The organism is Rhizobium sp. P44RR-XXIV, from assembly GCF_001999485.2.
Taxonomy (GTDB): Bacteria; Pseudomonadota; Alphaproteobacteria; order Rhizobiales; family Rhizobiaceae; genus Rhizobium.
In genome coordinates, this window is the sequence record NZ_MPVZ02000029.1 from 1,189,382 (window position 1) to 1,202,026 (window position 12,645).

Genomic DNA, 12,645 nt, shown 5'->3' on the forward strand with positions numbered 1-12,645 from the left:
TGCCTTGCAGAAATGGCTTAAGCCATAATGCCATAACGTCACGGCCGAGACGATCGGCCATGACATGACGAGGGGTCGGGGTTACTTGAACATGCCCCGAAACTTGTCGACATTTTCCTTGGTGACGATGGTCACCGGCACGTTGATGATCGGGTCGATCTTTTCGCCCTTCTTGACCTTCACCAGGGCTTCGACCGCAGCCTTGCCCTCGCCAGCCGGATCCTGCTGGATCACGGCGGTGACCCAACCCTGGTCGATGCCTTCGACCGCCTGCTTGGTGAGATCCCAGCCGAATACCTTGACGCTGCCGGTCTTGCCCTGGCTGGTCACGGCGGCGACGGCGCCGAGCAATGCCGGTTCGCCGGTTGCGTAGAGCGTCGTCATGTCCGGATTGGCGGTAATGAGGTTTTCAGCGGCGCTCAGCGCCACATCCTGGACATTCTGGCCATCGACCGTATCGAGGAAAGTGACCTTCTGTTCGCCGGCTTTCACGGCCGCCTTGAAACCATCGAGACGCTGGTTCTGGATGAAGGAGTTGAGCGCGCCGACGACGCCGATCTTGGCGCTGCCGCTCAGCTTGTCTTTGACGTAATCGGAGTAAAACTTGCCGATCTCCCCGCCGGCCTTGGTATTGTCGACGCCAACAAAGGCGATATTGTCGCCATTCGGAATTTGCGCATCGATGGCAATAACCGGGATGCCGGCCTTCTTGGCGGCCGTAATAGCCGGCTTCACGCCATTGACGTCGATGGCGACCAGGATGATGCCGTCGACCTTCTGGGTAATATAGTTCTCGATCGCGTCATTCTGCGCGCTCGGAACGTTGTTGGCATTGAAGATAACGAGATCGACACCGGCCTTCTTGGCCGCTTCCTTGGCACCGTCATTGATCTGGTTGAAGAACAGAGCCTGCTGGTTGATGGTCACCAATGCCAGCGTATCGGCCATGGCCGACCTTGCATTGAACCCGAGCGCTGCGGTTGCGACGACAGCGCAGCCGAAGACATAGTTTGTAAGACGCATGATAGTTCCCCTTTTTTAATTGCAGGGGCATTATTCAAGTTACTTGAATTTCTGTCAAGTGACTTGAATTTTCAATTTTACTCATTCAACACGTACTAGAAAAACTTGCGGGTCATGCACTCAGAAAGTCGCTGGTGTATTGACCCAGAAGATGCTTGCCCTTTCGCTCCCGACATTGCGATACCAGTGCGGAAGCTCGGAATTGAAGACGAAACTATCGCCGACCGCCAGCCGAAAGGTGCGTTCGCCGACCATCAGTTCGACTTCTCCGGCAAGCACATAGCCCACCTCTTCGCCGATATGCTGGATAGGCCCGGCGCTTTGACCGCCCGCCTCGATGTGGTGGATATTGCATTGGAGGAGATGGCCGGGCGAATAGGGAATGATCCGCTCCAGCGAAATACCTTCACCCCTGCGCAACGGATCGAGCCCGATCAGCGGCCGGGTGCCCGAACGAAAGACGATGCCCTCCTCGCCATCGGCTTCCTCGAACAACCAGCCTATGTTGGTGCCGAGCGCGCCGACCAGCCTGTGGAGCATCGGAAGGGACGGAGAGGCTTTGCCATTTTCGATCTTGGACAGCAGGCTTTCGGAACAATCGGCGGCCAGGGACAGAGCCTTCAGCGTCAATCCTCGCGTCTGTCGGGCGAGCTTCAGCCGACCGCCGAGGCGCGCTGGATTGGCAAGAATCTTGTCCTCGCCGTTGTCGCCGGATTTCCGTGGGGGCTCGATCATATTCATGGTTTCGATATCGCATTGTTGGAGGGTGAAGCTTAGCGCCTCCCCATCCCCGATGTCTAGGCAGCGATCAGAGCGTGCCCGGCAGCCGCTCAAGTTCGAGCGTTTGCGGCAAACAGGACCGGTCCGCAAAAGGGGGTTCGCCCCTCGTATTGGAACGCTCTTACGTCCGGTCCTGCATTTCCCGCAGGCCGCACCTGCAAGAGGCGGCGCTTTTGCTCGCCGATTGCGGCGAGAGATAGGCTGTCTATAAAGAATATTAAGTCGTCGGCGATTGCGCGGGAGAATCGGCTATCCGACGCGAATGCGAACAATTGCTGGAAACGAGGGTCTTCCACTCGGGAGGATTCCGCAGGCTCGTCTCCTTATGGTGAGCTTGATCGCGAACTCGCAGATCGGATCTCCAGCCACGAAATCGATCCGCTGCACTCCACGGCACATGTTGCATTAAATCAACAGTCAGCTTTTCCGTCCCCCAAAGGCGACCAACATGAATTTACAAACAACCTGAATGTATATACCTTTACATTCAAGATCATGGTTAGCTTGCGATCTGGTGGGGTTATTTCAGCCGCAAGCTGACGAGATCTTTTAGGGGTGGGGACGATACAGATGGTCAATTGCTGATGCATTGCCTGGCTTGCCTCATGTTCAAAAGAGGCGTGTCCGGGATCACGTATTATACCCGCTCCTTGGGATATGAGGTCAATCAAAACCAGGAGTTTATAATGAACATCAAGAGCCTTCTTCTCGGCTCCGCTGCTGCGCTGGCAGCAGTTTCCGGTGCTCACGCGGCTGACGCGATCGTTGCTGCCGAGCCGGAGCCGCTGGAATACGTTCGCATTTGCGACGCCTACGGCGCAGGCTACTTCTTCATTCCAGGCACTGAAACCTGCCTCAAGATCGGCGGCATGGTCCGTACCGAAGGCAAGTGGTACGACGCCTACAACGCAAACAGCCACAACGGCACGCTGTGGCACACCCGCGCTCAGCTGGCCCTCGACACCGCGACCGACACCGAATACGGCCCGCTGAAGACCAATACGGTTATCCGTTGGGATTGGCAGGAAGGCAACAGCACCAGCACGAAGCTACTCTGGGCCAACATCAGCCTCGGTGGCTTCCTCGTCGGTAAGGCTGACTCCCAGTACAACTACTACATGGGTTATGCTGGCGACGTCATCAACGACGACGTGATCTATGACGGCCCGTACGAGCTCAACCAGTTGACCTACAACTATGACGCCGGCAACGGCTTCACGGCTGTGATCTCGCTCGAAGACAGCAACTCCAGCGGCTCGGGCGCTGCTTACGGCGCAAGCTGGGCAACGGACGACAAGGCCAACCACTACGCTCCTGACGTTGTTGCCGGTGCTGGCTTCAAGTCCGGCGCATGGGGCTTCAAGGTCGTTGGCGGTTACGACTCGATCAAGTCGGAAGGCGCAATCAAGGCTCGTGTCGATGCCGACTTCGGCGTCTTCTCGGCCTTCTTGATGGGCGGCTGGAACACCGATGGCGACAACCTGAACAAGTATGCCGGTACCAACCTGGCACGCTCTTCTTGCCCGGCAAACGACGCATCGAAGTGCGGCTGGGGTGACTGGGCAGTTTGGGGCGGCGTTGGCGTTCCGATCAACGAAAAGCTGAAGTGGAACCTCCAGCTCGCCTACACCGACTCCAAGATCTTCGCCGCTACGACGAACGTCAAGTGGAACCCGGTTAAGAACCTGCTCATCGAGCCGGAACTGTCCTACACCAACTTCGATTCTGTGAATCAGGATCAGTGGGCCGGTATCCTGCGCTTCCAGCGCAGCTTCTAATACCAGTTATCTGGTCTACCTGGGACCGGATATGAGAAGCCCGATGTACCGATCCATCGGGCTTCTCACAACGATCGGTTGACCTCCGATCAAAGACGGAAGGATCTGGTTTCCCTCCGGATCCTTCTGAGTTCAAGACAATCAATTTCAAGAGCTGCAGCCCTCACCGCTGGCAACCGCGGAACATGCTCCCAAACCGCGATGGGATCATCGGGCAATAAGCCCCTTAGTGAAATTTTATTCATAATACTCAATAGCTTGCCGCATTTTCAAATGAGCCGCGGCGCCATATTTCCGGCCTAATCATATTAGAACATTTCGCTATGGATTTGCTCCAGCATCGGCAGTGGATCAGGCGGGACTGCGTCGGATTATCAATGATCTATAGAGGCCGTCATTGAGCGCATATGCGCGCATTCGCAATTCCCGTTGACAATTGCTAAGACGCACTTATTATTAGGGTGCTGAATTTGATTGACCTCCAATCCAGCAAAGAGCGGCCCAGTTATTTCCCTAGACTGGACCGCTTTTGCTTTTATGGAATATCGTCGATCGATGCCTGAGCCTCACCCATCCCGGCAATATCAGCTTCTCAACCCATGCCCTGATTGCTGCCCGGCTGCTCGATTGACGCCTCAACTGGGGTACGAGCGCTGCGAAATGAAACGATGGTAGCAATAGGCCGCGCCGACGATTAAAATCGTTCCGGCGAGCATTGGGGTGACCAGAAACGGCCAGGATGCGCCGGCCGCGATCACGACGATCGGATCGGCGCCGGCCGGCGGATGCAGCGTCTCGGTTGCTTGCATGGCCGCGATCGCAAGACCGACGGCAAGCGCAAACGACAGGGGATGCGCACCCAACAGCGCAAACACCGCCACGCCGATGAAGGCCGAGATGAGGTGGCCGCCGACGACATTCTTCGGCTGTGCGAGCGGGCTCTGGGGCAAGGCGAAGACCAAAACGCAGCTCGCGCCGAATGGCGCCACCAGAAGGAGTACGCCGAGCGTCGCGCTGAGCTGCGACAGAATATAGATCACCAGAAAGCCACCGAAGCCCGACACCAGCGCCATCCGCACGCGGCGACCAATGCGCATACCTAAGCTCGGTTCCGAAAGGCTGTTGATCTCTGTCATGTGTCGTCTCGATTGTTCGCAGGCGGAATGAGGGAGCGTGGCGCGAGCCGCCACGCTCCCTGCTCCTGTTAGCTACGCTTGAACTTGGCGGCCTCTTCGGAGCCACCGGTCGCGTTGCCGGCGCTATAGGAATGCGCGCCGGTTCCGGCGAGCTTGCCGCCATCGACGATCAGATATTCATCGCGGATCGGACGGCCCTCGAAGAAGCATTCGAGGATTTCCCGCGTGCCGGCGGCATAGCGGGTCTGGGCCGAGAGCGAGGTGCCGGAAATATGCGGCGTCATGCCATGATGCGGCATGGTGCGCCACGGATGATCCTTCGGTGCCGGCTGCGGGAACCAGACGTCACCGGCATAGCCGGCAAGCTGGCCGCTCTCGAGAGCGCGGGCAATCGCATCGCGGTCGCACAGCTTGCCGCGCGCCGTGTTGACGAGATAGGCACCGCGCTTGAAACGCTTCAGCGTCTCGTCGTTGATCATGTGCTCAGTCTCGGGATGAAGCGGGCAATTGAGCGTGACGACGTCGCAGACCTCGTACATCTCCTCGCGCGTGGCATGCCACGTCAGGCCCAGTTCCTTTTCGACCGCATCGGGCAGGCGATGACGGTCGGTATAATGCAGATGCATGTCGAAGGGCTTCAGCCGCTTCAGCACTGCAAGACCGATGCGGCCGGCAGCGACCGTGCCGACATGCATGCCTTCAACGTCATAGGACCGCGCGACGCAATCGGCGATGTTCCAGCCGCCCTTCACTACCCATTGATAGGACGGGATGTAGTTGCGCACCAGGCCGAGGATCATCATGACGACATGCTCGGCGACGCTGATCGAATTGCAGTAGGTGACTTCGGCAACCGTGACGCCACGGTCGATGGCCGCCTGCAGATCGACATGGTCGGAACCGATGCCGGCGGTCAATGCGAGCTTCAGGTTCTTCGCCTTGGCAATGCGCTCGGCCGTCAGATAGGCCGGCCAGAAGGGCTGCGAGATGACGACATCCGCGTCGACGATCTCCCGTTCCAGAACGGAGTCCGGGCCATCCTTGTCGGAGGTGACAACGAAAGTGTGGCCATTCTCTTCGAGGTATTTGCGCAGGCCCAACTCGCCGGAGACGCTGCCAAGCAGGGTGCCGGGCTTGAAGTCGGTGGCCTTCGGCGTCGGCAGGGTCTGGCCGCCGGGATAGTGTTCGATTTTCGGCAGATCATCGCGGGCGTAGGATTTGGGATAACCGTCGATAGGATCGTCGTATAGAACGCAAACTACTTTTGCCATGTTCGTTTCCTCAGCTGCGACAGCAGGAAACACCCCAGAAACGCGTGAGCGCACGCGCCGGTCCCAGATATCGGTTCTGTCAGAAATTGGCCGCCATCAGCTTGCGCTTTTGAGGGTCAGTCGCCGGTGTTTCCTAAAGCCGTGTTCCGTGCAATCGGAACCTCGTTTCAACAAGGCGATGTTTTCACGCCGGGGGGGTCGCAGGCAAATGAAAGGTTTTTACCGCGCGATAGACGATATCGATGGTGGCGGCGGCACGGCAGCATGCCGTTCGAAATCGGCATCGAAATCCGCCCCCTGCAAGGCTCTTGCCAATGCCTTGGTCATGGGTGCTTGTGGCGATCGGTTTGAGATGACCAATCCCAGAGCTTGCCGGTGGTGCGGTTCGATCAGTTCGATGGAAACGAGGTCGGTCTTGTCGCCCAGAATGTAAAAGAATGTATGAGGCACGATGCTGCACCACAGGCCGTTGCGGATATGCGAGCAAACGGCCAGGAAGGAATTGCTGACGACGGATGGCTTCAATGTCAGTCCCGCGGATACGGCAATGCCATTGAGGATACGCCTGTTCTGCATGTCCTCGCTCAGAAGGCACAGCGATTGCGAGACTGCCTCTGCCCAGGGAAGCGTTCGGCGCTTTGCCAACGGATGGTCGGCACGGCAAACGAAGACATATCGTTCGTGATAAAGCGGCAGCCGCTGCACATTCTCCAGCGGCTCATTCTCCAGATAGGTCAGGCCGCCATCGAGTTCGAATGTGTCGAGCCCATGCTGAATGGCGCGAGAGGTCATCGACTTGATCTCGATGGTCGCATCGGGATTCTCCAGGCTGAAGCGCTGGGACAGAAACGAGACAGCCGCCATCGCCGCAGGCACGACACCCAGTCTCAACGTGCCAGACAGGCCTTTCTTGGAGCCGGCGATATCCTTCTGCAGGCTGTCGTAGTCGGACAGAATCTGCCGTCCCCATTCCAGAACGCGCTCCCCATCAGGCGTCAGGCCGATATAGCGATTTCCACGCGCGATAAGCGTCACGCGAAGGTCGTCTTCGAGCTTGCGGATGGCCGCCGACAGGGTTGGCTGCGTGATGTGGCAGACCTCGGCGGCCCTGGCGAAATGCTGTTCCTCCGCCAGAGTCACGAAGAACGAAAGATGTCTGATCAGCACCGGTAGCTCCCATCCATGTAGCGTTATATCTCATGAAATATAACGCTACATGATCAAGCCTTTTCCTCAGCCGACCTTACATGCCGGCAAGTGCCGAAAAGCCGCCCCGCTCTGCTGCGAGGGCAGGCGGGCGCATGGCGAATCGGCAAGGCCCTGTGTAAGAAGTCGATCGAGCACGGCGACGACTTCGGCAAGGCCACGTGCTTCCGCATAATGCATCGGCCCGCCGCGCCAGCGCGGGAAACCATAGCCATGGATCTCGACGAGATCGATATCGGCTGCGCGAACGGCAACACCCTCCTCCAGAATACGTGCCGCCTCGTTGACCATTGGCAGAATGATCGCATCGGCGATCGAAGCCTCGTCCCATGCCAGCTGCACCTGGCCGTGCGCTTCTTCGGCAATGATCGCTGCCACCGCGTCAGATGGCTGCGGCGCGCGGTCACCCGACCGATAGTCGTACCAGCCGGCGCCCGACTTTTGACCGAAGCGTTCGATGGCGCAAAGCCGGTCGCCCACTGGCGCGAAAGGCACCTCACCGCGTTCGCGGGCGGCCTTGCGCTGGAAGCCGGCGATGTCTAGGCCGCCGAGATCCTGCGCCTCGAACGGCCCCATCGGCAGGCCGAAAGCACGCATGGCGGCATCGACAACGGAGGGTGTGGCGCCTGAGAGCAGCAGCCGCTCGGACTGTGCGCGCGTGACCTTCAGGATGCGATTGCCAATGAAGCCGTCACAGATACCGGCGCGAACCGGGATCTTGCCGAGCAGTCGGGCAAGCGCAAAGCCGGTCGCCAGCACCTCAGGCGCCGTCGTCTTCGTCGGCACGATCTCCAGAAGCTTCATGATATGAGCGGGACTGAAGAAATGCAGGCCGAGAAAGCGCTCGGGGTTCGACAGGCCCTGGCTGATCTGATCGGGATCGAGATAGGACGTGTTCGTGGTGAGCACCGCATCCGGACGGCAGACCTCCGATAGTTTTGCGAAGACCGCGCGCTTGATCGAGAGATCTTCAAAGACTGCCTCGACAACAAGATCAGTATCTGCAAGCGAACCGTAGTCGTCAGTGCCGATAACACCGGCTATGCGTTCGGCCGCAACCTCGGGTGTGATACGACCGCGTTTTGCAGACGCTTCGAAGATCGACCGGACATTGGCAAGCCCGCGCTCGACTGCTGCCTCATCGCGCTCGACGAGAATCACGGGCAATCCTGCATCCCTGATCGCTGCGGCAATGCCCGCACCCATGGTGCCGCCACCGATGACGGCAGCGGAACGAATATCACGCGGAGCCACGCCGGCGAGTTCCGGTGGTCGGGGTGCGGCCCGCTCAGCAAAGAAGACATGGCGCAACGCGGCGGCCTGCGGCGAGCCGCGCAATTCCAGGAACGTTTCACGCTCGAAAGCCATCGCTGTCGCAAAATCCGCTTCGCTCGCCTTGCGGATGGACGCGGCCGCGCGGACAGGGGCGATCTCGCGCTTCGCCCTGGCTGCGACAGCTTTTTCCACGTCGTCCCAGAAGCCATCCTCGACCGCCGCAACGCTGCGGGCGGAGATCAGCTGCGGTCTGGGCTTACCGACTGCTTCCTCGGCGAATGCGATGGCGGCTTTCCGCAGATCGCCGTCGACAACCAGATCCACGAGGCCGAGTGCTGCCGCCTTGCGGGCATCGATGGAATTGCCGCTTGTTATCAGATCGACTGCAGCCGGGGCACCGATCAGACGCGGCAGGCGAACCGTGCCGCCGGCGCCGGGAATGAGGCCGAGTTTTACCTCGGGCAGGCCAAGGTTGGCGGAGGGAACCGCCACACGACAGGCGCAGCCGAGCGCCACTTCGAGGCCACCGCCAAGCGCACTGCCATGGATCGCCGCGACCCAGGGCTTGCCCGCACCCTCGATGCCAGCGACGACATCGGGCAGATGCGGAGGTTCCGGCGGCTTGCCGAATTCACTGACATCTGCACCAGCAATGAAGGTGCGGCCGGCACAGAGGAGGACGACTGCCTTGACCGCTTCGTCCGCTTCGAGCGTAGCGACCGCCTCGATCAAAGCCTGACGCAGCGGCTGCGAGAGCGCGTTGACGGGGGGATTGTCGACGGTGACGACGGCGATTGCGCCTTCGCGTGCGATGGTGACGGTCATGATCTTACATTCCCAGATAGGCTGCGCGGATGCGTTCGTCCGCGATCAGTTCGGCGGCGGGACCGGAGAGCGTGATGCGCCCCGTCTCCATGACATAGCCCCGGTCGGCAACGGAAAGCGCGCCGAAGGCGTTCTGTTCGACAAGAAGCACGGTGACGCCGAGCGTCTTCATAGTCCTGACAACGTCGAAAATCTGCGCTACGAGGATCGGCGCAAGGCCCATGCTCGGCTCATCGAGAAGCAGGCACAGGGCCTGCTCATCAGAGCACGGGCAATCGCCAGCATCTGCTGTTGACCGCCGGAGAGGCCGCCGGCCGCCAGGCTCCGCTTCTCCTTCAGGATCGGGAACATCGCGAAAGCATCCTGCAAGTCGCTATCGACCTTGTCGTCGGCAAAGAGATAGGCGCCGAGCCGAAGGTTCTCCTCGACCGTCAGATTGGTGAAAATCTGCCGGCCTTCCGGAGACTGGGCAAGGCCGCGCTGTACACGCCGATGCGCCGGCACGGTGGTGAGTGCCTCTCCGCGGAAGAGCACCGAACCGGCCGACACCGGCTGGATACCGGACAGGCATTTGAGCAGGGTCGTCTTGCCCGCACCGTTCGCACCCACCACGGTAACGATCTCGCCGGACGCAACATCAAGATCGACGCCGTGCAGCACCTCGATGCGGCCGTAGCGCGAGCGTAGTCCCTCAACCGTCAGCATTTTGAGCCTCCGCCGCCTGAACCCCGAGATAGGCTTCGATGACACGCGGATTGCGCGCGACTTCTGCCGGCTTGCCTTCGGCGATCTTTTCGCCGTGGTCGAACACGACGATATGGTTGGAAATGCGCATGACCATCTTCATGTCATGCTCCACCAGCAGGATCGCGACACCCTCGGCCGCGACCTTGGCGATGAGACGATCGATCTCTTCCGTCTCGACGGCATTACAGCCGGCGGCCGGCTCGTCGAGCAACAGCACGCGCGGCTTCAGCGCAAGGGCGCGGGCGATTTCCAGACGCTTCAGCGCGCCGTAGGAAAGCGAGCCCGCCTCCTGTTCCGCGGCCCGGCCAAGACCGACCCGGTCGAGCAATATACGGGCACTCGCCTCCGATTCCCGGCTGCGGCGGCGCGATGCCGGCAACGAAAGGAGATCGGCGAACACCGAGCCGCGCTCATGCAGGTGATGGCCGGCAATTGCGTTTTCGAGCACCGTCATGGCCTGGAAGATCTGCAGGTTCTGGAAGGTACGCGACAGGCCGCGACGCGCGAGCAGATGCGGCGGCATGCGGGTGACATCCTCACCATCGAGCAGGACACGACCGTGCGCCGGCGTGTAAAGACCGGAGATCATGTTGAAGAGCGTTGTCTTGCCGGCACCGTTCGGGCCGATGACGGAGACGATCTCGCCTGCCTTCAAGGAAAAGCTGACGTCATGGACGGCGCGAAGGCCGCCAAAATCGATGCCGAGACCCTCGATCTGAAGCAGGCTCATGCTCCCCTCCCGGCAAAACGGCGCGTGATCGATGGAAGCAGGCCCTCGCGCATGAAGATCATGACGAGCATCATGACAAGACCGAGCATCAGCTGTTCGTATTCCTGGAAAACGGTGAGCACCTGCGGCAACATCGTCAGGATCGCAGCACCGAGGATGGCGCCAAGCACCGAACCGGCTCCACCGAGAACTGCCATGATGACCATCTCGATCGAGTGCATGAAGCCGGCGACATCGGGCGTAATGAACTTGTTCTGCAGCGCCAGCAGCGAACCGGAGACCGAAGCATAGACAGCTGAGATGATGAAGGCTTGCAGCTTGTAGCGCGCGACATCGACGCCGACCGTGCGTGCCGCAATCTCGGAACCGTGCAGCGCGCGAAGCGCCCGGCCGGTTGGGCTGTGATAGAGGTTCAGCGCAAGCCACGCCCCGACCACCAGCACAAGGCCGGAAAAGGCATACCAGAACTCGGTATTGGAGAGATCGATGCCAATCGTGTTGAGGCTGGCGCGAAGCCCGAGTTCCGGCACGGCGATGCCATCTGGCCCGCCGGTGAGGCGTGCCTCGTTCGACAGCACCATGGAAACGAGCACCCCGAAGCCGAGGCTGGCGACGGCGATATAATAACCCTTCAGCCGCAGGATCGGCCGGCGACGAGGAAGGCGATGACGGCCGAAACGAGCGCGCCGAGCAGGGCGGCAAGGGCCGGATGCACGCCGAGATGGACGGGGGCCAGCGCGCAGGCGTAAGCACCGATGCCGGCAAAGCCCGCATGACCCAGGCTCACCTGGCCGGCATAGCCGATGAGGATGACCAGGCCGGTTGCGGCGAGACCATTGACGAAGATCAGCGAACCGACACGGAAATAATAGGATGACGGGAAAAACATCGGTGCGACGACGATGACCGCGGCGAGGATGAGAAGGCTGGTGGTTTTACCGGGGAGCCGCATGATCACACCCGATCTGCCGACTGGCGGCCAAACAAGCCTTGCGGCATGGCGAAGAGTACGGCGATGATAACGACGAAGGCGGCAGCATCCTTGTATTGCGAGCTGATGTACCCTGCCGTCATCGCCTCCAGCACGCCGAGCAACAAACCGCCGATGAGCGCGCCCTTGGGATTGCCCATGCCGCCGAGCATCGCCGCGGCAAAGCCCTTCAATGCGAGCGCCAGGCCGACGTCGTAGCTCGTCAACGTGATCGGCGTCACCAGCACGCCTGCGAGTGCGCCGATGGCGGCGGACATGGCGAAGGACAACGTCATCACATAATTGGTGTTGATGCCGACGAGGCGAGCGGCAACGCGATTGTTTGCGGTTGCCAGAACCGCTCGGCCGAGCAGCGTGCGCGTAAAAAACAGCCAGAGACAGAAGAAGACAGCGAGCGCACCGGCGATGACCCACAGGCTCTGCGGCAGGATGGTGGCGCCGCCGATCAGGATCGGCTGATCGCCCGAAAAGGCCGGGAAGCGGTGGATCTGCTTGTCTAAGACGAGCTGCGTCACGCCGCGAATGAAGATGGAGGCGCCGATGGTGATAATGATCAGCGAAACCACGGGCGCGCCACGCGCCGGCTCGATCGCCAGCTTGTAGAGCGCCACGCCGATCGCCGCCGTCACGATGATCGCGATCAATGCCGCAAGCGGCAGCGGAAGCCCCGCAGTGTAGGTAAACACCGTGATCATGCCGCCGAGCATGACGAACTCGCCCTGGGCAAAATTTACGACATCGGAGGCGTTGTAGATGATGGTGAAGCCGAGAGCGACCAGCGCATAGACGGCGCCGACGGTGATCCCGGACAGAAAGAATTGCAGGAGTTCGGGCATGGATGCCTCCGCTTCGCACGACGGTTTCCGCCGGCCCGCCCTTTTAC

9 protein-coding genes and 2 pseudogenes are annotated in these 12,645 nt (G+C 60.3%); 1 reads left to right on the plus strand and 10 read right to left on the minus strand.

Annotated elements, in window-relative coordinates; translation table 11 throughout:
- Positions 1-81: 81 nt before the first annotated feature.
- Positions 82-1,023 (minus strand): substrate-binding domain-containing protein, encoded by a 942-nt coding sequence (locus BSK43_RS31515; RefSeq protein ID WP_077467426.1) that lies wholly within the window; start codon positions 1,021-1,023, stop codon positions 82-84.
- A gap of 120 nt (positions 1,024-1,143) precedes the next feature.
- Positions 1,144-1,758, minus strand: a complete 615-nt coding sequence (locus BSK43_RS31520) for a cupin domain-containing protein (protein WP_246662800.1) — start codon at positions 1,756-1,758, stop codon at positions 1,144-1,146.
- 731 nt (positions 1,759-2,489) lie between these two features.
- On the opposite strand from BSK43_RS31520, the gene BSK43_RS31525 reads away from it, so the two are divergent.
- The gene (locus BSK43_RS31525) at positions 2,490-3,581 is read left to right on the plus strand and encodes a porin (RefSeq protein ID WP_077467429.1); all 1,092 of its coding nucleotides are present in this window, start codon (positions 2,490-2,492) and stop codon (positions 3,579-3,581) included.
- A gap of 635 nt (positions 3,582-4,216) precedes the next feature.
- Here the strand turns inward: BSK43_RS31525 and BSK43_RS31530 are convergent.
- The 8 genes and pseudogenes from BSK43_RS31530 to BSK43_RS31565 all read right to left on the minus strand — a co-directional run bounded on the left by BSK43_RS31530 (position 4,217) and on the right by BSK43_RS31565 (position 12,598).
- Positions 4,217-4,717 (minus strand): HPP family protein, encoded by a 501-nt coding sequence (locus BSK43_RS31530; protein ID WP_246662743.1) that lies wholly within the window; start codon positions 4,715-4,717, stop codon positions 4,217-4,219.
- A 68-nt stretch (positions 4,718-4,785) separates the two neighbouring features.
- The gene (locus BSK43_RS31535; protein WP_077467430.1) at positions 4,786-5,988 is read right to left on the minus strand and encodes an NAD-dependent formate dehydrogenase; all 1,203 of its coding nucleotides are present in this window, start codon (positions 5,986-5,988) and stop codon (positions 4,786-4,788) included.
- A gap of 219 nt (positions 5,989-6,207) precedes the next feature.
- Positions 6,208-7,155, minus strand: coding sequence for a LysR family transcriptional regulator (locus tag BSK43_RS31540; protein ID WP_077467431.1), 948 nt, complete (start codon positions 7,153-7,155; stop codon positions 6,208-6,210).
- A 66-nt stretch (positions 7,156-7,221) separates the two neighbouring features.
- Entirely contained in the window at positions 7,222-9,294 is a 2,073-nt protein-coding gene (locus tag BSK43_RS31545) for a 3-hydroxyacyl-CoA dehydrogenase NAD-binding domain-containing protein (protein ID WP_136687393.1), read from the minus strand.
- A 4-nt stretch (positions 9,295-9,298) separates the two neighbouring features.
- Positions 9,299-9,999 (minus strand): annotated as a pseudogene (locus BSK43_RS31550) (ABC transporter ATP-binding protein).
- Positions 9,986-10,771, minus strand: coding sequence for an ABC transporter ATP-binding protein (locus BSK43_RS31555; RefSeq protein WP_077467433.1), 786 nt, complete (start codon positions 10,769-10,771; stop codon positions 9,986-9,988). The pseudogene BSK43_RS31550 and the gene BSK43_RS31555 overlap by 14 nt, the downstream one beginning before the upstream one ends.
- Positions 10,768-11,723 (minus strand): annotated as a pseudogene (locus BSK43_RS31560) (branched-chain amino acid ABC transporter permease). Before BSK43_RS31560 ends, BSK43_RS31555 begins: the two are co-directional and overlap by 4 nt.
- Positions 11,724-11,725: 2 nt before the next feature.
- Complete coding sequence (locus tag BSK43_RS31565; RefSeq protein WP_077467434.1) at positions 11,726-12,598, minus strand: branched-chain amino acid ABC transporter permease; 873 nt, start codon at positions 12,596-12,598, stop codon at positions 11,726-11,728.
- Positions 12,599-12,645 lie beyond the last annotated feature (47 nt).